A 21748-nucleotide genomic window follows, 5' to 3' on the forward strand; every position below is an offset into this window, starting at 1 on the left:
ACAGGGGCACCGCACAATCGTAGGCGGCGGCGCGCGCGGACGACGTCGTCCGGCGTGGCCTGGGCGTGGACCTCGCGTGTGAGATGTGTCGCGATCGCCACCAACTGAGGGTCGCCTTCCTTGCGCATCTCGAATTAGGGAACAAGGATGTTCTCAAAAGCATTGCGTCTACGAAGGCGTGCAAACAGGGCGAAGCATGCCCGTGGACCGACGTGAGGGAGGTGACCAGCATGAGCGCACCGGCACAGGCACCCGCCGGGCACGCGGCGAGCCACCACGCGGCGACCCACGAGACCGACGGCACCACGCGACGGCGCGTGCTCGAGCTCGTCGCCTCCCGCGGACCGGTCACGGCGGGCGCGCTGGCCGCCGTGCTGGAGCTGACGGCCCCGGCCGTGCGCCGGCACCTCACGCTCCTGGAGGAGGACGGCAAGATCACCGTCCACGAGGCCACGCCGTCGGGCACCCCCCGGCGCGGGCGCCCCGCGCGGCGGTACGTCGTCACGAGCGGCGGCCAGTCCGAGCTGGCGGGCGGCTACCAGGAGATCGCCCGGCAGGTGCTGCGGTTCCTCAAGGAGACCGGCGGCAGCGAGGCGGTGGCCGGCTTCGCCAAGGAGCGGTTCGACGCCGTCGCGCGCAGCTACGCACCGCACCTCACGGCGTCCGACGCCGAGGGTCGCGCCGCCCAGCTCGTCCAGCTCCTGTCGGCGGACGGCTACGCCGCCTCCGTGCGGCCGGTGCCGGCGCCGCTGACCGGCCCCGCGGCCGGTGTCGTGGCGCCCGCCGTCCAGCTCTGCCAGGGGCACTGCCCGGTGCAGCACGTCGCCGAGGAGTTCCCCGAGCTGTGCGAGCAGGAGGCCCGCGCGTTCAGCGAGTTGCTGGGCTCGCACGTCCAGCGGCTGGCGACCATCGCCGGCGGCGCACATGCTTGCACGACCAACATCCCCGTGAACGTCTCCGCCCACCAGGGCGCGGGCGTCCCGAGGTCCTTCCCCGCGACGACCCCCACCGAAGGAAAGTGATGAGCGCAGAAACGCAAGCGCCAGAGCAGCGCTCCGACGATGAGATCATCGCCAGCATCGGCTCTTACGAGTACGGCTGGCACGACAGCGACGCCGCGGGCATGTCCGCGCAGCGAGGCCTGAGCGAGGAAGTGGTCCGCAACATCTCGGCGCTCAAGAGCGAGCCCGAGTGGATGCTGAACCAGCGGCTCAAGGCGCTGCGCCTGTTCGGCAAGAAGCCGATGCCGAGCTGGGGCTCCGACCTGTCGGGCATCGACTTCGACAAGATCAAGTACTTCGTGCGCTCCACGGAGAAGCAGGCCACGTCCTGGGAGGAGCTGCCCGAGGACATCAAGGCCACGTACGACCGGCTTGGCATCCCGGAGGCGGAGAAGCAGCGTCTCGTCGCCGGTGTCGCCGCGCAGTACGAGTCGGAGGTCGTCTACCACCAGATCCGCGAGGACCTGGAGGAGCAGGGCGTCATCTTCGTCGACACCGACACCGGCCTGCGCGACTACCCGGAGCTGTTCCAGGAGTACTTCGGCACGGTCATCCCCTCGGGCGACAACAAGTTCGCCGCGCTGAACTCGGCCGTCTGGTCGGGCGGCTCGTTCGTCTACGTGCCGCCGGGCGTGCACGTGGAGATCCCGCTCCAGGCCTACTTCCGGATCAACACCGAGAACATGGGCCAGTTCGAGCGCACGCTGATCATCGCCGACGAGGGCTCGTACGTGCACTACGTCGAGGGCTGCACGGCGCCGATCTACACGTCGGACTCCCTGCACTCGGCCGTCGTCGAGATCGTCGTCAAGAAGAACGCGCGCGTTCGCTACACGACGATCCAGAACTGGTCGAACAACGTGTACAACCTCGTGACCAAGCGGGCCACGGCCGCCGAGGGCGCCACCATGGAGTGGGTCGACGGCAACATCGGCTCGAAGGTCACCATGAAGTATCCGGCGATCTACCTGCTGGGCGAGCACGCCCGCGGCGAGACGCTGTCCATCGCCTTCGCCGGCGAGGGCCAGCACCAGGACGCCGGCGCCAAGATGGTCCACGCGGCGCCGAACACGTCGTCGTCGATCGTCAGCAAGTCCGTGGCGCGCGGCGGCGGCCGCACGTCGTACCGCGGTCTGGTGCAGGTGCTCGAGGGTGCCACGCACTCCGCGTCCAACGTCCTCTGCGACGCGCTGCTGGTGGACCAGATCTCCCGCAGCGACACCTACCCGTACGTGGACGTCCGCGAGGACGACGTGTCCATGGGTCACGAGGCCACAGTCTCGCGGGTGAGCGAGGACCAGCTGTTCTACCTCATGTCCCGGGGTATGGAGGAGACCGAGGCCATGGCCATGATCGTGCGCGGGTTCGTCGAGCCCATCGCGCGCGAGCTGCCCATGGAGTACGCACTCGAGCTCAACCGCCTCATCGAGCTGCAGATGGAAGGGTCCGTCGGCTGACATGACTCTCACGACCGATCACTCGCGCGCTGTTGCCGACGGCGCCCACTCCCACGGCGCCGTCAAGCCCCAGGGCTCGCGAGCAGAGCGCCTCACGTCGTTCTCCCTGGAGGACATCCCCGTGCCGAACGGCCGCGAGGAGGAGTGGCGCTTCTCCCCGGCCGACCGCCTCCAGCCGCTGTTCCAGGCGGACCTGGGCTCCTCGGGCGTCACGGTCCAGGTGACCGCCGCGCCCGAGGTCAAGGTGGAGACCGTCGCCCGCGACGACGCCCGCCTGGGCACCGCCGGCAAGCCCGGCGACCGCACCGCCGTGACCGCGTGGAACGCCTTCGAGCAGGCCACCGTGGTGACGATCCCGGCCGAGGCCGTGGCCTCCGACGTCACCTCCGTGCGCCTGGAGGGCGTGTCGACCGACGCGACCGCCGCCCACGTGCTGGTCCGCGCGGAGCGGCACTCCGAGGCCGTCGTGGTCATCGACCACAACGGCGTCGGCTCGCTCGCCGAGACCGTCGAGATCGTGGTCGAGGACGGCGCGCACCTGACCGTCGTCAGCGTGCAGGACTGGGCCGAGGGTGCCGTGCACGCCTCGTCGCACCGCGCCCGCCTGGGCCGCGACGCGAAGCTCAAGCACGTCGTGGTGACGTTCGGCGGCGACGTCGTGCGCATCACGCCGGACGCCGAGTTCACCGCCGAGGGCGGCGACGTCGAGATGGTGGGCCTCTACTTCGCGGACACCGACCAGCACCAGGAGCACCGCCTCTTCGTGGACCACGCGGTGCCGGAGTGCAAGTCCCGCGTGACCTACAAGGGCGCCCTGCAGGGCTCCGGCGCGCACACCGTGTGGGTGGGTGACGTGCTGATCCGCGCGAACGCCGAGAACACCGACACCTACGAGCTCAACCGCAACCTGGTCCTCACGGACGGCGCGCGCGCGGACTCCGTGCCGAACCTCGAGATCGAGACCGGCGAGATCGCCGGCGCGGGCCACGCCAGCGCCACCGGTCGCTTCGACGACGAGCAGCTCTTCTACCTGCAGGCCCGGGGCATCCCCGAGATCGAGGCCCGTCGTCTCGTCGTGCGCGGCTTCTTCGCCGAGCTCATCCACGAGATCGGCGTCCCGTCGGTCGAGGAGCGCCTGCTGGCCTCCATCGAGGCCGAGCTGGAGAAGTCGATGAGCGTCATCACCGGGGCGCCGGCCGTCGAGGCTCCGACCGCATGACCGCGCAGCTGGCCTGCATGACCGACGACCTGGGACCGGAGGAGGCGATGCTCGTGGAGCTCGACGGCGCCGACGGCGCCCCGGTCGCGGTCGCGGTGGCCCGCGACGCCGACGGCAACTTCCATGCCATCTCGGACATCTGCTCGCACGGCGCCGTCTCGCTGTCCGACGGCGAGGTCGAGGGCTGCCTCGTGGAGTGCTGGCTGCACGGCTCCCAGTTCGACCTGCGGACCGGCATGCCCGTCCAGCTCCCGGCGGTGCGCCCCGTGCCCGTCTACCCGGTGACCGTCGACGGCGAGCGTGTGCTCGTCGACATCGACGTGACCGTCCCCGTCTCCTGAACCACTGACTTCGCAACCCTGGAGTAACAGATATGCCCACCCTCGAGATCCGCGACCTGCATGTCAGCGTCGAGACCAAGGAAGGCCCCAAGCCGATCCTGCGCGGCGTCGACCTGACGATCGCCAGCGGTGAGACCCACGCGATCATGGGCCCCAACGGCTCGGGCAAGTCCACCCTGGCCTCGGCGCTCGCCGGCCACCCCAAGTACACCGTCACCTCGGGCACCGTCACGCTCGACGGCGAGAACCTGCTGGAGATGACCGTCGACCAGCGCGCCCGCGCCGGCCTGTTCCTGGCCATGCAGTACCCGGTCGAGGTCACCGGCGTCTCCGTCGCGAACTTCCTGCGCACCGCCAAGACCGCCATCGACGGCACCGCCCCCGCCCTGCGTACGTGGGGCAAGGAGGTCAAGGGTGCGATGGAGAACCTGCGCATGGACCCGGCCTTCGCCGAGCGCTCCGTGAACGAGGGCTTCTCCGGCGGTGAGAAGAAGCGCCACGAGATCCTGCAGATGGAGCTCTTCAAGCCGCGCTTCGCCATCCTCGACGAGACCGACTCGGGCCTCGACGTCGACGCGCTGCGCATCGTGTCGGAGGGCGTGAACCGGGCCAAGGACAACACCGACATCGGGATCCTGCTCATCACGCACTACACGCGGATCCTGCGCTACATCAAGCCCGACTTCGTGCACGTCTTCGTCGACGGCAAGATCGCCGAGGAGGGCGGTTCCGAGCTGGCCGACCGCCTCGAGGAAGAGGGCTACGACAAGTACGTCGGCGCGAACACGACGGTCTCGGCCTGACCGACCGCTGAGGCACTTCGAGGGGACATGATGACCACCACCGCCACCGTGCGACCGGGCGACCCGGCGCTGCAGGCTGCCGAGAGCGGATCGCTCTCCACCACCGAGCTCGCCGCCGTCCGGGCGGACTTCCCGCTGCTCGAGCGCACGGTGCGGGGTGGCAAGCCCCTCGTGTACCTGGACTCCGCCGCGACGTCCCAGAAACCCCAGGTGGTGCTGGACACCGAGGTGGACTTCTACGAGCAGCGCAACGCCGCGGTCCACCGCGGCGCGCACCAGCTCGCCGAGGAGGCCACCGAGGCGTTCGAGCAGGCGCGCGCGGCGGTCGCCGCGTTCGTGGGCGCCGACGAGGGCGAGATCGTCTGGCAGCCGGGGGCCACCGCGGCGATCAACGTCGTGGCCTACGCCTTCTCCAACGCGACCCTGGGTCGCGGGGGAGAGGCAGCTGCGCGGTTCCGGCTCGCGCCGGGCGACGAGATCGTGGTCACCGAGGCGGAGCACCACGCCAACCTCGTCCCGTGGCAGGAGCTGGCCGCCCGGACGGGCGCCGTCCTGCGCTGGATCCCGGTGGCCGACGACGGCCGGCTCGACCTCTCGGGCCTCGACTCGATCGTCACCGAGCGCACCCGCGTGCTGGCCTTCGGGCACGTGTCGAACGTGACCGGCGCGATCGCGCCCGTCGCCACGCTCGTCGCGGCGGCCCGCCGGGTCGGCGCACTCACCGTGCTCGACGCGTGCCAGTCCGTGCCGAACATGCCCGTGGACCTCCACGAGCTCGGCGTCGACTTCGCCGCGTTCAGCGGGCACAAGATGCTCGGCCCCACCGGCGTCGGCGCCCTGTACGGGCGGCGCGAGCTGCTGGAGGCCATGCCGCCCACCGTCACCGGCGGGTCCATGGTCGAGGTCGTGACCATGGAGGCGACCACCTACGCGCCGCCGCCGCAGCGGTTCGAGGCGGGCACCCAGATGGTGGCCCAGGCCGTCGGCATGGGCTGTGCGGCGGAATACCTCGGGGAGCTCGGCATGGCGGGCGTGGCCCGGCACGAGACCGAGCTGGCCGCCGAGATGCTCAAGATCGCCGACATCCCGGGCGTCCGGGTGATCGGCCCGCTCGACACGGCCGACCGGCTCGCCGTGGTCTCGTTCGTGGTCGACGGCGTGCACGCGCACGACGTCGGGCAGGTGCTCGACGACAAGGGCATCGCCGTGCGGGTGGGGCACCACTGCGCGCAGCCCCTGCACCGCCGGTTCGGCGTGGCCGCCACGGCGCGCGCCTCGGCGTCGGTCTACACCACGGTCGAAGAAGTTGTGGCGTTCCGGGAAGCGTTGGCGGGGGTCCGCGCGTTCTTCGGAGCAGAGTGATTTCTTCGGTGAGATCTAGAAAGGCAGCGTCGTGAGCACGCTCGAGCAGATGTACCAGCAGGTGATCCTGGACCACGCGAAGTACCCGGTGGGCCGTGGGCTCGTCGACCTCGCGTCGGTGGAGGGACACCTCGCGGGGGAGTCGCACCAGGTGAACCCCACGTGCGGTGACGAGGTGACCCTCCGGGTCGACGTCACGCCCGAGGGGTCCGTGGCGGGCGTCTCGTGGGAGGGGCAGGGATGCTCCATCTCGCAGGCGTCCGTGTCGGTCATGACCTCGCTCGTCGAGGGCGCGGACCTCGACGAGGTGGCGCGGCTGGACGGCCTGTTCCACGACCTGATGTCGTCCCGCGGCAAGGGCCTGGGCGACGACGACGCCGAGGACGCCCTCGGCGACGCGACCGCCTTCACCGGCGTCTCGCAGTACCCCGCCCGGATCAAGTGCGCGCTGCTCGGCTGGGCGGCGCTCAAGGACTCGCTGGCGCGCAGCGGCGCGCTGGCCACGAGCTGAGGAGAGACCGATGACTGAGGCGAGCACCGACGTCGGGCAGGATGCCCCGGCCGCTCCGGCCGAGGGCGTAGGCCCCTCGCCCACCACCGTGGTGGACGTCGAGGAGGCCATGCGCGACGTGATCGACCCCGAGCTGGGCATCAACGTCGTGGACCTGGGCCTGATCTACGGCATCCAGGTGGACCAGAACAACCACGCGACCATCGACATGACGCTCACGTCGGCGGCGTGCCCGCTGACCGACGTCATCGAGGACCAGAGCGCCCAGGCGCTCGAAGGCCTCGTGGACGGGTTCCGCGTGAACTGGGTCTGGATGCCGCCGTGGGGTCCGGAGAAGATCACGGACGACGGCAAGGAGCAGCTGCGGATGTTGGGCTTCAACGTCTGAGCCGAAGGCGCTGCACGGTATGACCGGCGATCTTGCCCCGGGTCCTCAGGGCCCGGGGCATTGTCGTGCCCGGGCCCGGTAGTTCCACGGCCCGGAACCCGGGCAGGAATCCTGGGGTGGTGAAAAAGGCCTGATACGTTCTATTTGTCGCTATCGTCTGTGTGGTCTGGGAAATCTCGCCCTGGCCCTTGGCGGAAGAGGACGATGACGGATCCGAATGTGACTGTGGCTGCGCGCGGCCCGGGCTCGGTGCTGGCAGGCTCGGCCTCCGGCGGGTACCGGATGCGCCTGTACGACCCTGAGACCGTCCCGGTGCTGGGCGACGTGCTCTCGGCGCGCGACATCGACGCCGCGTGGTCCGGCCTGCGACAGGAGTGGGGAGACGCCCTTCCGGTCGATCTCGGGTCGAGCGCGCGCGCCTGGCTGGTGGGCGGGTACCAGACCATCGTCATGCTCGCCCGGGACTCCAGCATGGTGACGACGGACACCGGCGCCTGGAACGGAGAGCCCGGATCGTTGCCCACCTCGTTGCGGGCGTCGTTCCGGCCCTGGTTCGGGCAGCGGGTGGAGACGGCGTCGGGGCCGGTCCATGCCCGGCTGCGCGGTCCGTTGGACGAGGTGCTCGAGGCGGTCGACGCGGCCGAGGTCGGCCGCGTCACCCGTGCGGCGTGCGAGCAGGTGCTCGACGAGCTCGGTCGCGGGGACGGAGTCGACCAGGGGATCGACCTGATGCACGACTACGTGGTCCCGGTGACTCGTCTCGCCTTCGGCACGGTCCTGGGGCTGGACCCCGCCACCGGCCGCCAGGTGTTCGAGATCGCCGACGCCCTCGCGGCGGGAGAAGGAGATGCCGCGAGCGTCGACGAGCTGAGCTTCGTGCTCGGCGGGCAGGTCATGGGGCGCGACGCCAACGGCGGCCCGACGCCGTCCGGCCTGCTCGCGCAGCATCCCGCCTACGAGGGCACCGACGAGGCGGTCGCCGGGATGCTGTCCGTGGTGACCGGGGCGAGCCAGGGCCTGCAGGCCTGGCTGGGGCAGGCGCTGCTGCTCGCCCTGAGCGACGAGCAGTTCGCCCGGCGGCTGGCCGGCGGGCGGCTCGGGACCGACGAGGCGCTGGACGAGGTCCTGTGGGACGCGTCGCCGGTGACGATCATGGCGCCCCGGTTCGCCGTGAAGGAAGGTCACCTGTTCGGCGACGGCGCGTACGTCGAGCGCGGGGACGCCGTCCTGCTGGCGGTCGGGGCAGCGGCCTCGGACCCGAGCATCCGTGGCGAGGGCACCTGGGACGGGCTCGGCAACCAGGCCCACCTGGCCTGGGGCGCGGGCGCCCACCGGTGCCCCGCGCCCCGGCAGGCCCGGCTGATCGTCCGCACCGCGGTCGAGACGCTCCTGCGCCAGGTCGAACCCGTGCTCACCACCGGCGCCGAGCAGATCCGCTGGGCGCCCGACCTCCGCTACCGCCGCCCCGCGTCGCTACCGGTCACGCTCCGCCCCACCGGCCTGGCCGGCTGACCTGCCCGCACGTCCACACCGAGCACGTCCACACCGAGCACATCTACATACATCCCCGGAGGACCACCAGTGAGTCGCACTTCCCGCACGACCCGCGTGCTGAACACCGTGCTTGCCCCTGTCATCAAGGGCCACCAGGACCCGGACGCGTCCTGGGCCAGGACGGTCGCGCAGGTCGAGAAGGAGGCCGGGACCGCCGACCCCCGGTTCGCCGCCGAGCTCGCGGTGATCGTGCGGGCGGCGGCCGAGATGCCGCGGCTGTCGCCGCTGGGCTGGTACCTCATCACCGCCGACGTCAAGGCCCGGTACGTCAACCGGCTGCGGATCGACCGCATGCTGGCCGAGCACCCGCAGATCGCTGACGAGGAGATCACCGCACCGGTGATCGTGTGCGGGCTGCCGCGCACCGCCACGACCCTGGCCCACCGGGTCCTGTCCGCCTCGCCCGACCACCGCGCCCCGCTGCTGTGGGAGATGCAGAACACCGGCCTGGACGACCCGCGGTCCGCCCGGAAGCTGATCAAGCAGCTGCAGCAGGGCGCGGCCATGATGGAGAAGTTCGCGCCCGACATCCCGCACATCCACCCGATCAACATCGACAAGCCCGAGGAGTCGATGTTCATCCTGCCGCACGGCAGCCACTGGCCGATCCTGCACGGCCTCATGCCCTCCTACACCGCATGGGCCGCCGGGCGCGACGTGACCGGTGACTACGAGTACCTGAAGCGGGCGCTGCAGGTACTGCAGCACGGGCGACCGGCCAAGCGGTGGGTCCTGAAGTACCCGGCGCACCTGGAGGACATGGACGTCATCCGCAAGGTGTTCCCCGACGCGACGTTCGTGTGGACCCATCGTGACCCGGTCACGGTCATCGGGTCGTTCTGCAGTCTGGTGGAGACCTTCTGGGGGATGTACCAGCACGACACCGACCGCCGGGAGATCGGGAGGTTCGCCCTGGACCACCTGTTCACGCAGGTCGAACGCGGCCTGGAGCTGCGCCGGAGCCTGCCGCCGGCCTCCATCGTGGACGTGCCCTACCACAAGCTGTCCGCCGACCCGTTCACCGAGGTGCCCCGCCTGTACGCCGCGATCGGAGCGACCTGGACCACCCGCGACCAGGAGAACCTGGCCGACGTGGTCGCCAAGCCCAAGGGCACCCCCTCGCACCAGTACGACCTGTCCCACTACCTCGACCCCGCCGAGGTCGAGCAGACGTTCGCGCCGTACAACCGGCTGCTGGACCGCCTCGACATGCGCGACGCGGAGGCGACCGTGGAGCTCTGACCGGCGCTGCTGCCCGGCGTCGCGACCCGGCGCGGCCCCGCCGCCGACAGGCGATCCGCTCGCGACCCGAGGGTCAGGCAGGTTCCGGGCCGCCCGGCGGGGCCGGCGACCGCAGCGCCGTCGAGAACCGGCGCTGGTAGGCGGCGGGGCTCGTGGACAGCTTCCTGGCGAAGACCCGGCGCAGGCTCTCGTAGCTCGGGAACCCGGCGAGGGCCGCGGCCCGGGTCGCGGTGTGCCCCTGGTCGAGCAGGGCCCTGGCCAGGTCGAACCGGATGTCCTCCACGTAGCGGGCCGGAGTCGTGGACAGCTCGTCGTGGAAGAGCCGGGAGAGGTGCCGGGTGCTCACGCTGAGGTGCCCGGCGAGGTCCGCGAGGGAGTACCGCCCGCCGGGGTTGGCGACCACCAGGTCGGTGATGGTGCGCAGCGCAGGGGAGCGGGGCGGCTGGGCCCGGAGCGGCGCCGAGAACTGGGACTGGCCTCCGGCGCGCTGCATGTAGACCACGAGGGAGCGCGCGACGTCGCGTGCGACGTCGGCGCCGTGGTCCTCCTCGACGAGGGCGAGCGCCAGGTCGATCCCGGCCGTCACGCCCGCGGAGGTCCAGGTGGTGCCGTCGCGGACGTAGATGGCGTCGGGGTCGACGCGGCACGTCGGGCACCGGGCGGCGAGCTCGTGGGTGACCTTCCAGTGCGTGGTCGCGCGTTTCCCGTCGAGCAGGCCGGCGGCCGCCAGGACGAAGGCACCGGTGCAGACCGACGCGACCCGGCCGGCCGTCGCGGCCGGGACGCGCGCGGCGTCCGCCAGGTCGCGGGGGACGCGGGCACGCGGATAGATGTCGGCGCCGGGGACCAGGAAGGTGTCGGCGGCCTCGTCGGCGGAGACCGGTCCGTCGACGGGGATCCGCACCCCGATGTTCGAGGTGACGTCCGCGCCGTCGGGGGAGACGAGCGTCAGCCGGTAGTCGGCGCCGAGCCGGTTCGCCTCGGCGAACGCCTGCGCGGGGCCCGCGAGGTCCAGCAGCGTCACACCGTCGTAGACGAGGATCGCGACGTGGTGCGGTGGTGCGACGGGCGTGGGCACCGTCCATTGGTAGCACACGACGGAGCGGCGTCCCTGTCCGGATATCGGGGGTTCCTGGCCGGTCGAGGGCGGCGCCCGGCGGGGTGCGGGGCACAGCATGAGGGAATGCAAGAGCTCACCGAGGGGCCGGAGATTCCCCGGACGGCGGTGGTCGCCGAGGCGACCGAGCGCGTCCGGTCCATGATCAGCCCCGTCATCTACCACCACTCCCGCCGGGTCTACCTGTTCGGCCTCCTGCACGCGCGCCGGCTCGGCCTCCGGCCGAACCGGGAGCTGCTGTACGTGTCGGCGATGTTCCACGACGTCGGCCTGGCCCACCCGTTCTCGGAGGTCGAGCAGCGCTTCGAGGTCGACGGCGCCGACCACGCGCGGCGGTTCCTCGTGGACAGCGGCTTCCCGGTGTCGGCCGCGGAGACCGTCTGGGCCGCCGTCGCGTTGCACACCACCCCGGGGATCCCCGGCCGGATGGCCCCGGAGATCGCGGTGACGCAGCTCGGCGTCCTGACCGACGTGCTGGGGTTCGGCCTCGACGAGCTGGACCCGCACCAGGTCGAGGAGATCGTCGCGGCGCACCCGCGAGGTGACTTCAAGAACGAGTTCCTGCGCGAGACCGTGGAGGGTCTCCGGCACCGGCCCGAGACGGCGAACGGCACGGTGAACGCCGACATCCTGGAGCACTTCATCCCGGGTCTCCGGCTGACGACGACGGTCGAGCGGGTCCTCGGCTCGCCGTGGCAGAGCTGAAGGAGGGCGCGCGCACAGGTGCTGGACGACGTCGCCGCGGCGACGGTCATCGGCCGCCGCTCGGCCCCGCACTCAGCTCGTGCGCCCGGCGCAGCACGTCGAGCTGGGCCGAGCTGTACAGCGCCTGCAGGGCCTGGCCCACGGCGTTCCGCGCGGCCTCGGCCTGGCGCGGCGTCGCAGCCCGGGGCTCCATCGTCACCGACGTGTTCGCGCCGACGAACGGGGCCATCCGCTCGGCGAGCGCCTGCCGCGTGGCCTCGTCCGCGTCCGCGGGCAGGTCGCGGAAGGCCTCGTCGAGCGCCTCGTGGGGGTTGGCCCGCAGGAGCTCGCTCAGCGCGGCCATCGACTCCGTGGTGAACAGCTGCGCGTAGATCGTCAGGAGCGCGCGGTCGTTGTCACGCAGGCGGTGCGCGACGCCGTGGAACGCCGTCGGGACGTCGGGCGTCGCGCCCGGCTGGGCCAGCGTGGCCAGCTCCTGCCGGATGCCCTGGATCCGTTCGACCGTCGCCGCGAGCTCGGCGTCGATCTCCTGGAACACGGAGGGGTGTCCGCCGCCCGCCGTCCCCAGGTCCGCGACCTGCGCCAGCGACAGGCCCAGGCCGGTCAGCCGCTTGATCTGCAGGAGCCGCGTCAGGTGGCGCACCTCGTAGCGCTTGTTGTAGCCGTTGGGCTCGCGCTCTGGCTCCTCCAGCAGGCCGATCTCGTGGTAGTACCGCACGGTCTTCACCGTCGTGCCCGACAGCTCGGCGACCTCGCGCGTGCTCCAGCTCATCGTGCGCGGCGCTCGCCGAACGGCCGTGAGCTGTCGACGTCAGGTACTGGGGTGCGCACGATGAACGATCCTTCTCTCGCAGGCGGATCGAGGTGATCCACCTCCCAGTGGACACTGTGCCGTAGGGGCAGAGGCAAGCGCTCGACGTCGCGCCCAGGGCATCAGCCGCGCAGCGGGGGATTCGAGTCGTCGTAGATCCGGGCCGCGGTCAGCAGACCCGATGCGCCGCGCACGTACACCGCGACACCGGCCTCGGGCGGCAGATCGGTCACGCCCCACCGCACCACGTTGTACTCCAGCGCGCAGGCGCGCCCGTCGTCGGTCACCGTGCAGTGCTCCAGCGGGATGCCGCCGCCGTTGGAGAAGAACGACGTGAACAGCGCGCGCAGCTCCTGGGTGCCACGGTGCACGTACTGCCCGCCGGCAGGCTCGCGCACGCTCGCGTCGGGTTCGAAGGCCGCGACCGTGGCCTCGACGTCGCCGGCCGCCAGCGCCCGCTGGTACTCGCCCACCACGTCGGGCTCCGTCGCCCTCTCGTCGGGCTGCAGCAGCGGCGGCCGGTTGGCGTGCGACCCGGTGATCGGCCAGGTGCTGAAGTAGATCCGCAGCTCGTGCAGGCCGGCGTCCGACCGCTCGGTGACGATCGCGACGGGGAGCCCGACCCGCCGCTGCCCGACGTCGTACCACAGCACCACCTCCTCGACCGTCCGGTGCGGGGTGACGACGAGGTCGACGTCCTCGACGGTGAAGCCCGCTGCGCGCAGCTGCTCGCCCGTGGTCTCGACGAACCACCGGAACGCGTCGCGTCCCCTGATCCTGCCGCGCACCGGGTGGTGCAGCTCGGGCTCGCCGGCGAAGGACGCGATGAGGGCATCCACCTGGCCCGACGCGATGCCGTCGAAGAACGAGATCGCGACCGGGGGCGACTGGCGTCGCTGGGACAGCTCCGCGACGTACTTCGCGGAGAAGTGCTCGGGTAGCCAGGGCATGGGTTCCTCCATCGGTGCTGTCGCCCCATGGTACTACGATTCGAGGTATCTCGAAACGAGGTATGATCGTGGCGTGATCGAACTGATGATCCTCGGCTTCCTCGCGGAGCGGCCGCAGCACGGGTACGAGCTGCGCCGCCGCATGGAGCAGCTGCACGGGTACGCCCGCACCATCAGCGACGGCACCCTCTACCCGGCGATCGCCCGCCTCGCGAAGGCCGGGCTCGTCCGCCGCGCCACGGAGCCCGGCAGCGCCGGGGCGCCGCGCCAGACCCTGACGATCACCGACGCCGGGCGGGCCCGTCTCCTCGACCGGCTGCGCCAGGTCGACGGGCACGACATCACCGACGGCAGCCGGTTCTTCGTCGTGCTGTCCTTCCTGTCCCTGCTGCCCGACCGGGCCGAGCGTGACGCCGTCCTGCGCCGTCGCCTCGACTACCTGGAGCAGCCGGCCAGCTTCTTCTACGACGGCGACCGGCCGCTGCGCGCAGCGGACGTCGCCGACCCGTACCGCCGCGGCATCCTGCTCTCGGCCCGTGCGACCAGCCGCGCCGAGCGCACGTGGATCCGTGAGCTGCTCGACGAGACCACCAGCCAGGACGACACCACCCAGGAGGCCGCACGATGACCGAGACCATGCGCGCCGTCGTGCTGGACGAACCCGGCCCGGTGACCAACCTGCACGTCCGCGACCTCCCGGTGCCCGAGCCCGGGCCGGGCCGGGTGCGGATCCGCGTCGAGGCCTTCGGGCTCAACCGGTCCGAGCTGCACACCCGGTTCGGGTTCGCCGGCGACGCCGTCACCTACCCGCGCGTCCTGGGTATCGAGGCCACGGGCACCGTGGACGCCGACCCCACCGGCACCTTCATCCCGGGTCAGCAGGTCATGACGATGATGGGCGGCATGGGCCGCTCCTACGACGGGGGCTACGCCCAGTACACCTGCGTCCCGGCCGGCCAGGTCATCCCGTTCCGGTCCGAGCTGCCGTGGGCGACCCTCGGCGCGGTCCCCGAGATGCTGCAGACCGCCTACGGGTCCCTGACCGTCGGGCTGGACGCCCGGCCGGGGCAGACCCTGCTGGTGCGCGGCGGGACGTCGTCGGTCGGCATGGCTGCCGCCGTCCTCGGCAAGCGGATGGGGATGACGGTCCTGTCGACCACCCGGAACGCCGGCAAGCGCGAGGCGCTGAAGCGGGTCGGGGTCGACCACGTGCTGATCGACGACGGTGACGTGGCCCGGCAGGTGCGCGAGCTGCTGCCGGATGGCGTCGACGGCGCGATCGAGCTCGTCGGGACCCCCACGCTGCCCGACACCCTGCGCGCCGTCCGGGTCCACGGCACCGTCTGTTTCACGGGCATGCTCTCCGACGAGTGGATCGTCAAGGACTTCTACCCCATCGGGTACCTGCCGTCGGGTGTCCGCCTGACCGGCTACTCGGGCGAGGCCGAGAACCTGCCTGCCGACGTCCTGCAGGGATTCCTCGACGACGCCGCCGCCGGACGCGCCGTGATCCCCGTCGACCGCGTCTTCGGGCTGGACCAGGTCCGCGAGGCGCACACGCTCATGGAGTCCGGCGACGCCCGCGGCAAGCTCGTCGTCCTGCCCTGGGACAGCCGAGGACCCGTCGTCCGGTGAGCCGCGGGCGGTCGGGTCACGGCCGCATCCCGGCGCGTTCGCTCGGCGGGGAGGGCACGTCGCAGGCGTCCGTCGGCAGGTCGTCCGTCGTCGGCTCCGGCGTGGCCGACGGCGTCGGACGTGCCGGCGAGCACTCGCGCGGGTCCGGGCTCGGCTCTTGTGCCGGCGGCTGGGTCGGTCCGGTCTGCTCGGGTGCCGGGGACGCGGGAGGCGTCGACCCGGGAACCGTCTCGCCGGACCCGGACCAGAGCATCGCGGTGCCGACCCCCGCGCCACACAGCAGCGCGACGGTCGCGGCCAGGGCCCAGACGGTCGCCCGACGACGGGGGCGCGCGGGCCGCTGCCCGGGCGTCAGGATCTCCACCCGGGGCTCGGCGTCGTCGTCCACGGGGAGCGGGTCCGCACTCACCCGGCCGTGACCGGACGTCACGGCGTGGACGCGGGCCAGGTCCAGCTCCTCGTCGACCTGGTCCAGCGCCCGGCGGGCACGTGCCAGGGGATCGCCCTGTGCTCTCGTCAGCGCTCTCATGTCAGTCCTCCTGGCCTTCGGTCACGGTGCGGTACGCGGCTCGCAGCCGCCGTCGGGCCCGGTACAGGCGGGTGGCCGCGGTCGTCGCCGAGCAGCCGAGCACGCGAGCCAGCTCCCCGGTGCTGAGCTCGGCGGCCGCCAGCAGCTCGACCACCTCACGGTCGGCCGGACGCAGGAGCGCCAGGGCGCGGTGCAGGAGGTCGAGCTCGTCGACCAGCCGCGCGTCGTCCTGGCCGGGCGGTGCGGGATGTCGCACGGCCCGGTCCGCGAGGGCGGCCCGCCGCCGGTCGGCCCGGACGTGGTTGGCCAGCACCCGCCGGGCGACGGCGAGCAGCCAGGAGCGCGGCTCGTCGGGAATCTCGCCCTTGCGCCAGGCGATGAGGAACACCTCGGCCACGACGTCCTCGGCCTCGGCGGCGCTCAATCGCGTGCGCGCGTAGCGGTGCACGGCGCGTGCGTGCTCGTCGACCAGTGCCTCGGTCTGCTCCGGTGTCAGCGTGCCCCGTTCGAGGTCGCGAGGCTCGGCGTGAGTGGACAGGGTGGTCTCCAGTGGCGGGTGCGATGGCGGGCGCGGATCTGCACAAGGGTCTGTGTCCGGCAACGCCCCCGTCGTCACAGTCTGCCCGTGTGGACCACGCCACATCCCGGAGCCGTGACGGATCGTGCCCCCGCGCACACTGACCGCTGCGTGACCATCAACCCGAACACACCCGTCCCATCGACCACCACCTCGGCCCCGCGCCGTCGTGCCACCTGGAGCTCGGCCGTGCGCGGCGTCACCGCCGCGGGCGGGGCGCTCGCCGTCGCGCTGCTGGCCACGGCCTGCACTCAGGCCAGTGCCGCCGTCCCGGAGGAGCCGTCGCCCGTGCCCTCGGTCGCCGCGCCGGAGCCCGCCGAGGACGTCGCGCAGCAGCCCGCCGAAGACGCGGCCCCGGCGCCCGCCGAGGCCGCACCGGAGCCCTCGGACGAGGGAGAGCCGTCGCCGGTCCCGGCCGCGCCGAGCGAGACCGGACTCACCGACGAGCGTGAGCCGCGGCCCGTCCCGACGGTCCCGGGCGAGCCGGAACAGGGTCTCGTCGTCACCGGCTGAGCCGTACCCCGACGACCTGGCCTCGGACGGGCGGGGGCGGTGGGTGCGGCGTACCGCATGCACCGCCCCCGCCCACACCTGTCCTCACGGTCGGCCGCCCCTGGTCACCCTCCTGGTTTACCGCACGGCCTGGAGCACGCCGCTGATGATGAGCGCGGTCAGCGTGGTCCAGCCGACGATCGCGACGGCCTGCCAGACGAGGATGCGGGCCTTGCCGACGCCGGAGGCGGCGAGCATGGTGGCCGTGAAGTGCGTGGGCAGCAGCAGCGGGCCGAGCAGGCTCACGCCGGGCACGCCGTAGCGCTCGTAGGCGCGCTGGAACTTGGCCCGCCGGGCGGTGCTGCGGTCGTTCTCGCGTACCTCCGACGCCGTCCGCAGGGTGGTGCCGCCGCCGACCGTCACGGCGTCGCGTGCCTGGACCTTCGCGCGGTGGCGGGTCACCACGGCGTTGCGGGCCCCGGTGCCGAGCAGCACGAGCACGGCGACGGTCAGGAAGTTGCCGATCATCGCGGCGACGGCGGCGACCACCGGGGGGATGCCGCCGAGGATGCCGATGGCCACCCCGCCCTCGCCCTCGATGAAGGGGATCGCGCCGGCGAGCGCGACGATCAGCGGCTGGAGAAGCTCGGGCACCCGCCCGATCAGGTTCTGGAGGGTGTCGACGAGGTCCATGGTGTGCTCCTGTCAGTACGGCCGCCGGGGTGTCTCCTCGGCGCTGACTCCAGTCCACCGCGCGGGCGCGCCGCGCAGAAGTGCCGTGCTGTCACCGGCTCCCGGGGCGTTGTGCACGCCCGGTCCATGACATGTGTCATGCCTGCGCGCACCGCCCTCGCTCAGCCGATGCCGATCGAGCCGACCGCGATCCCGACCACGAGCATCACCAGCGCCACCACCACGGCCCGCCACAGGACCTTCTTGTGGTGGTCGCCCAGGTTCACCCCCGCGAGCGAGATCAGCAGCAGGATGGCGGGCACCAGCGGGCTCTGCATGTGCACCACCTGGCCCGTGATCGACGCGCGGGCCATGTCGACCGGGTCGATGCCGAAGGCCGCGGCGCTCTCCGCGAGCACCGGGAGGATGCCGAAGTAGAAGGCGTCGTTCGAGAGGAAGAACGTCATCGGGATGCTCAGCAGCCCCGTGATCACCGCCGAGAACGCGCCGAGCTCGTCGGGGATGCTGCCCGACACCCACGCGGCCATGGCGTCGACCATGCCCGTGCCCTCGAGGACGCCGATGAGCACGCCTGCCGCGATCACCATCGAGACCACGCCGACGATCGAGGGGGCGTGCGCCACGATGCGCTGTGCCTGGTCGGAGACCCGGGGGAAGTTCACGATGACGGCGATGGCGCTCCCGGCCATGAACACGTAGGCCAGCGGCAGCACGTCGGCGACGAGCAGCACCATCACGGCGGCCGTGAGCACGAGGTTGAACCAGAACATCCGCGGGCGCAGGGTGGAGCGCTGCGGGTCGAGCATGCTGTCGGCCATCGCGGTGTCGTCCGGCTTCACGAGCGTCTGGATGGCCGCGGACGAGAGCGGACCGAGCCGGGTGATGGTCCCACCCGTGCCCCGCGGGCCGGTGGTCCTGGTCGCCACGCCGCCGACCGAGCCCGACCCCGGACCCGTGCCCGGACCTGCAGGCGCGGCCGCGTTCACGCCCTCCCCGGGCAGGTCGATCGTGCCGAGCCGGCGCCGCTCCAGCAGCCCGAGGTGCCACGAGAACGCGAAGATCACGGCCAGCCCGGCCAGCAGCGACGGCACCATCGGCACGAACACGTCGCTCGGGGACAGGTCGAGGGCCGCCGCGGCGCGGGCGGTCGGGCCGCCCCAGGGGAGGATGTTCATGGCGCCGTTCGCGAGGCCCGCGACGCAGGTGAGGACCACGGGGCTGAGGCCGAGGCGCAGGTAGATCGGCAGCATGGCGCTCGTCACCACGATGAAGGTGGTGGAGCCGTCGCCGTCGAGCGAGATCACCGCCGCCAGGAGGGCGGTACCCACGACGACCTTCACCGGGTCGTGGCCGACCAGCCGCAGGATGACGCGCACGAGCGGGTCGAACAGGCCCACGTCGATCATCAGGCCGAAGTAGATGATGGCGAACATCAGCAGGGCGGCGGTGGGGGCGAGGCCCCCGATGGCGTCCAGCGCCATGTCGCCGATCCCGAGGCCGGCACCGGCGAACAGCCCGAAGACCGTGGGGACGATGATCAGCGCGAGCACCGGGGTCATGCGCTTGGTCATGATCAGCACCATGAAGGTGGCGACCATTCCGAATCCGAGCAGAACAAGCACGGGAGACTCCTTCGTCTGGCCGGCTGGGGGGCGGCGGGTGCGATAACCCGGTCACCCTAGGAACGGGTCGGCCTCCGACGCGCGCTACTGCGCGTTCTGGCGGAATACCGCACAGAACTCGTTGTGCGCATTCTGCTCACGGCTCGGGCGGCGGCCGTGCGCGTGGCTAGCATGCGAGCATGGCGACGACGCATCCGCTCCAGCAGCCCGCCCGGGCGGCTGCCGTCGCGCCCGTGGCCGCCGGGGGACGCTCGGCCACCCCGTTCACCACCCAGGTCAACCGCTCGATCGTGGCCGCGATGATCGTGGTGTCGCTCATCACGCTCGGGCTGTTCGCGGTCACCGGGTTCAACCGGCTCGTGCAGCAGACCCAGGAGTCCGCGCTGCGCATCGCGCAGACCGTGGCGCAGACCCCCGGCGTCCGGGCGGGGGCCGAGGAGGAGTCGCGGCGGGAGCGGCCGTCGACCGACGCCGAGCTCGTGGCCGGCACCCTCGACGACTACGCCCGCGAGGTCGAGGACCGCACCGGCGCCCTGTTCGTGGTCATCACCGACGACACGGGGCGGCGCCTCGCGCACCCCCGCCCCGACGAGATCGGCGACCCGGTGTCCACCAGCCCCGACGCCGCGCTGCGCGGCGAGGAGACGGTGAGCTGGGAGCGCGGCACGCTCGGCGACTCGGCGCGGGCCAAGGTCCCCGTGTACGGGCTCGACAGCCCCGGGACGGTCGTGGGGGAGGTGAGCGTCGGGCTGCCACCCACCGAGGTGTGGTCGACCGTGCTGGCCGACGCCGTCCCGGTGGTGCTCTCGACGGCGCTCGCGCTCGCGGTCGGCGGGCTGCTCGCCCGGTTCATCACGCGCCGGCTGCGCGAGAAGACGCTCGGGCTCCAGCCCGAGGAGCTGCTCGCGCTGGTGCACGACCAGCAGGCCGTGCTCCAGGGTGTCGACGACGGCGTGGTCGGGCTGTCGGGCGACGACGTCGTCACGGTGTGCAACGACCGCGCCGCCGCCCTGCTCGGCCTCGACGACCCGGTGGGCCACCGGGTCGAGGAGGCGATCGGGCACGCGGGCGTCCTCGCGCGGATCGAGGCCGTCCGCTCGGTCACCCCGCCGGCCCCTCCGCTGGTCGTGGACGGGCGGCTGGTCTACGTCGACGTGCACGAGGTGCGGCGCGTGGGCCGGCTGCTCGGGCGCGTGGTGATCGTGCGCGACGTGACGGCGGTCGAGGACCTGTCCCGGCGCCTCACCGCCGTCGGGACCCTGGCCGGAGCGCTCCGGGAGCAGCGGCACGAGTTCGCCAACCGCATCCACGTGGTGACCGGGCTGGTGCGGGCCGGGGACACGGCCGAGGCCCTCGACTACCTCGACCGCATCGGCGAGCACGGCCCGGTCCGCTTCCCGATCGCCAACGCGGGCCTCGTCCGGGAGCCCTACCTGCAGGCCTTCCTGGGGGCGAAGGCGCTCGAGGCCGAGCGCCAGGGGGTGACGCTGCGCATCGGTCCCGACGCCGACGTCAGCGGGTCGCTGCTGCACCCCGAGGACGTCACCACCGTGCTCGGCAACCTCGTGGACAACGGCATCGCGGCGGCGGTGGCCTCGGAGCGCACTCCCCGCTGGGTCGAGGTGGAGGCGCTCCGGCACGGCGACGAGCTCCACGTGTCGGTCATGGACTCCGGCGACGGCGCGGCGGCCGATCCGCTCACGCCGGGGGAGCGACCGGCGAGCGCTCCCGGTCCGGGGGAGACCGACGCCGCCGGGCCGGCGCACGGTCACGGCATCGGGCTGCGCCTGTCGGCCGAGGTGGCACGGCGGCACGGCGGCGAGCTGCGGCTCGCGATGGGCCGCACCGAGCGGCACGGCGCGGTCTTCGTGGCCCGCCTGGAGCGCCAGTTCGAGGAGGAGGACGGCCGATGAACGCGGCGAAGGAAGCAGGTCCCGCGGTGCGGTTCCGCGTCGTCGTGGTCGACGACGACTTCCACGTCGCGCGGCTGCACACCCGCATCGTGGAGTCGGTCGAGGGCTTCGGGGTGGTCGCGACCGCGGGCACGGCGGCGCAGGCGGCCGCGGTGATCGACGCCGAGGACCCGGACCTCGTGCTGGCCGACATCTACCTTCCCGACGGCTCCGGGCTCGACCTCATCGCCCGGCGGGACGTCGACGCCATCGTGCTCTCGGCCGCCGTCGCCACCGCCGCCGTGCGCAAGGCTCTCCAGCGCGGGGCGTTCGGCTACCTCATCAAACCCTTCGCCGACGACGACCTCACCGAGCTGCTCCGCGCCTACGGCCGCTACCGCAACCTGGTCGACTCGCAGGCCGAGCTCGACCAGGAGGCGGTCGACCGCGCCCGCCGGGTGCTCCACGGCGCGGGCGGCCGCGACGGTGCCGCGCGCCGCTCGCCCACGGAGACCGCGGTGCTGGGGGCGCTCGCCGAGGCCGGATCGGCACTCTCGGCCCCGATGGTCGCCGACCGGGTTGGGGTCTCGCGGGCGACGGCCCAGCGCTACCTCTCGGCGCTCGCTCACCAGGGGCATCTCGTGGTCGAGCTCCGGTACGGCTCGACGGGGCGCCCTGAGCACCGCTACCGCACGGCGGGGCGCGCGTAGCCCGCGCGAGGACACCATCTCCATCCAGGGACTCCGCGGAGCGCCGAGCGGTGATCGACCAGGCCCGGGGGATGCTAATGACGGTCTACCCCGGGGGGCATATTTCCTGGCGTGCGGAGAATGGCAAAAAAAATGCC

At 72.3% G+C, this 21748-nt stretch carries 23 protein-coding genes; 16 read left to right on the plus strand and 7 right to left on the minus strand.

The features are described 5' to 3' along the window. The first annotated feature begins 230 nt into the window (after nucleotides 1-230). The 10 genes from QRN56_RS06325 to QRN56_RS06370 all read left to right on the plus strand — a co-directional run bounded on the left by QRN56_RS06325 (nucleotide 231) and on the right by QRN56_RS06370 (nucleotide 9878). On the plus strand, nucleotides 231-1022 hold the full coding sequence (locus tag QRN56_RS06325) for a helix-turn-helix transcriptional regulator (RefSeq protein ID WP_285101955.1): 792 nt from the start codon (nucleotides 231-233) through the stop codon (nucleotides 1020-1022). Then, the gene (gene sufB, locus QRN56_RS06330) at nucleotides 1022-2458 is read left to right on the plus strand and encodes a Fe-S cluster assembly protein SufB (protein ID WP_285101956.1); all 1437 of its coding nucleotides are present in this window, start codon (nucleotides 1022-1024) and stop codon (nucleotides 2456-2458) included. Before QRN56_RS06325 ends, sufB begins: the two co-directional genes overlap by 1 nt. A 1-nt stretch (nucleotide 2459) precedes the next feature. Next, nucleotides 2460-3677 (plus strand): Fe-S cluster assembly protein SufD, encoded by a 1218-nt coding sequence (gene sufD, locus QRN56_RS06335; protein WP_285101957.1) that lies wholly within the window; start codon nucleotides 2460-2462, stop codon nucleotides 3675-3677. Then, nucleotides 3674-4018 (plus strand): non-heme iron oxygenase ferredoxin subunit, encoded by a 345-nt coding sequence (locus tag QRN56_RS06340; protein ID WP_285101958.1) that lies wholly within the window; start codon nucleotides 3674-3676, stop codon nucleotides 4016-4018. The genes sufD and QRN56_RS06340 overlap by 4 nt, the downstream gene beginning before the upstream one ends. Before the next feature lie 32 nt (nucleotides 4019-4050). Beyond that, nucleotides 4051-4821, plus strand: a complete 771-nt coding sequence (sufC, locus tag QRN56_RS06345) for a Fe-S cluster assembly ATPase SufC (protein WP_285101959.1) — start codon at nucleotides 4051-4053, stop codon at nucleotides 4819-4821. 30 nt (nucleotides 4822-4851) lie between these two features. Beyond that, entirely contained in the window at nucleotides 4852-6183 is a 1332-nt protein-coding gene (locus tag QRN56_RS06350) for a cysteine desulfurase (protein ID WP_285101960.1), read from the plus strand. A 31-nt stretch (nucleotides 6184-6214) separates the two neighbouring features. Continuing rightward, the gene (gene sufU, locus QRN56_RS06355) at nucleotides 6215-6694 is read left to right on the plus strand and encodes a Fe-S cluster assembly sulfur transfer protein SufU (protein WP_285101961.1); all 480 of its coding nucleotides are present in this window, start codon (nucleotides 6215-6217) and stop codon (nucleotides 6692-6694) included. A gap of 10 nt (nucleotides 6695-6704) precedes the next feature. Beyond that, nucleotides 6705-7082, plus strand: a complete 378-nt coding sequence (locus tag QRN56_RS06360; protein ID WP_020012947.1) for a metal-sulfur cluster assembly factor — start codon at nucleotides 6705-6707, stop codon at nucleotides 7080-7082. A 219-nt stretch (nucleotides 7083-7301) separates the two neighbouring features. Continuing rightward, nucleotides 7302-8594, plus strand: coding sequence for a cytochrome P450 family protein (locus QRN56_RS06365; protein WP_285101962.1), 1293 nt, complete (start codon nucleotides 7302-7304; stop codon nucleotides 8592-8594). A gap of 69 nt (nucleotides 8595-8663) precedes the next feature. Further along, nucleotides 8664-9878 (plus strand): sulfotransferase family protein, encoded by a 1215-nt coding sequence (locus tag QRN56_RS06370; RefSeq protein WP_285101963.1) that lies wholly within the window; start codon nucleotides 8664-8666, stop codon nucleotides 9876-9878. 73 nt (nucleotides 9879-9951) lie between these two features. Here QRN56_RS06370 and QRN56_RS06375 read toward each other — a convergent pair whose 3' ends face one another. Continuing rightward, nucleotides 9952-10956 (minus strand): GlxA family transcriptional regulator, encoded by a 1005-nt coding sequence (locus QRN56_RS06375; protein WP_285101964.1) that lies wholly within the window; start codon nucleotides 10954-10956, stop codon nucleotides 9952-9954. 105 nt (nucleotides 10957-11061) lie between these two features. Between QRN56_RS06375 and QRN56_RS06380 the strand changes: the two genes are divergently transcribed. Then, a complete protein-coding gene (locus tag QRN56_RS06380; RefSeq protein ID WP_285101965.1) occupies nucleotides 11062-11700 on the plus strand; it encodes an HD domain-containing protein in 639 nt (212 codons plus the stop codon). A gap of 46 nt (nucleotides 11701-11746) precedes the next feature. Here QRN56_RS06380 and QRN56_RS06385 read toward each other — a convergent pair whose 3' ends face one another. Both QRN56_RS06385 and QRN56_RS06390 read right to left on the minus strand, forming a co-directional pair. Further along, entirely contained in the window at nucleotides 11747-12472 is a 726-nt protein-coding gene (locus QRN56_RS06385) for a helix-turn-helix domain-containing protein (RefSeq protein WP_285101966.1), read from the minus strand. A 161-nt stretch (nucleotides 12473-12633) separates the two neighbouring features. Then, complete coding sequence (locus QRN56_RS06390; RefSeq protein WP_285101967.1) at nucleotides 12634-13461, minus strand: nuclear transport factor 2 family protein; 828 nt, start codon at nucleotides 13459-13461, stop codon at nucleotides 12634-12636. Between the two features lie 73 nt (nucleotides 13462-13534). On the opposite strand from QRN56_RS06390, the gene QRN56_RS06395 reads away from it, so the two are divergent. Both QRN56_RS06395 and QRN56_RS06400 read left to right on the plus strand, forming a co-directional pair. Next, complete coding sequence (locus tag QRN56_RS06395) at nucleotides 13535-14089, plus strand: PadR family transcriptional regulator (protein WP_285101968.1); 555 nt, start codon at nucleotides 13535-13537, stop codon at nucleotides 14087-14089. Beyond that, nucleotides 14086-15096, plus strand: a complete 1011-nt coding sequence (locus QRN56_RS06400; protein ID WP_285101969.1) for a zinc-binding alcohol dehydrogenase family protein — start codon at nucleotides 14086-14088, stop codon at nucleotides 15094-15096. Before QRN56_RS06395 ends, QRN56_RS06400 begins: the two co-directional genes overlap by 4 nt. Nucleotides 15097-15112: 16 nt before the next feature. On the opposite strand, the gene QRN56_RS06405 is transcribed toward QRN56_RS06400, so the two are convergent. Together QRN56_RS06405 and QRN56_RS06410 are read right to left on the minus strand one after the other, a co-directional pair. Further along, entirely contained in the window at nucleotides 15113-15625 is a 513-nt protein-coding gene (locus QRN56_RS06405; RefSeq protein ID WP_285101970.1) for a hypothetical protein, read from the minus strand. 1 nt (nucleotide 15626) lies between these two features. Beyond that, complete coding sequence (locus QRN56_RS06410) at nucleotides 15627-16268, minus strand: RNA polymerase sigma factor (RefSeq protein WP_285101971.1); 642 nt, start codon at nucleotides 16266-16268, stop codon at nucleotides 15627-15629. A 45-nt stretch (nucleotides 16269-16313) separates the two neighbouring features. Between QRN56_RS06410 and QRN56_RS06415 the strand changes: the two genes are divergently transcribed. Continuing rightward, entirely contained in the window at nucleotides 16314-16715 is a 402-nt protein-coding gene (locus tag QRN56_RS06415) for a hypothetical protein (RefSeq protein WP_285101972.1), read from the plus strand. A 117-nt stretch (nucleotides 16716-16832) separates the two neighbouring features. On the opposite strand, the gene QRN56_RS06420 is transcribed toward QRN56_RS06415, so the two are convergent. Further along, on the minus strand, nucleotides 16833-17387 hold the full coding sequence (locus tag QRN56_RS06420) for a small multidrug efflux protein (protein ID WP_285101973.1): 555 nt from the start codon (nucleotides 17385-17387) through the stop codon (nucleotides 16833-16835). Between the two features lie 161 nt (nucleotides 17388-17548). Beyond that, on the minus strand, nucleotides 17549-18985 hold the full coding sequence (locus QRN56_RS06425) for a CitMHS family transporter (RefSeq protein ID WP_285102056.1): 1437 nt from the start codon (nucleotides 18983-18985) through the stop codon (nucleotides 17549-17551). Between the two features lie 203 nt (nucleotides 18986-19188). On the opposite strand from QRN56_RS06425, the gene QRN56_RS06430 reads away from it, so the two are divergent. Continuing rightward, entirely contained in the window at nucleotides 19189-20922 is a 1734-nt protein-coding gene (locus QRN56_RS06430) for a sensor histidine kinase (RefSeq protein ID WP_285101974.1), read from the plus strand. Further along, nucleotides 20919-21611 carry a response regulator gene (locus QRN56_RS06435; RefSeq protein ID WP_285101975.1) on the plus strand — a complete coding sequence of 231 codons (693 nt, stop codon included), beginning with the start codon at nucleotides 20919-20921 and terminating at the stop codon, nucleotides 21609-21611. Before QRN56_RS06430 ends, QRN56_RS06435 begins: the two co-directional genes overlap by 4 nt. The last annotated feature ends 137 nt before the right edge of the window (nucleotides 21612-21748 follow it).

Origin of the sequence: Promicromonospora sp. MEB111 (assembly GCF_030209445.1) — a bacterium.
Lineage (GTDB): Bacteria > Actinomycetota > Actinomycetes > Actinomycetales > Cellulomonadaceae > Promicromonospora.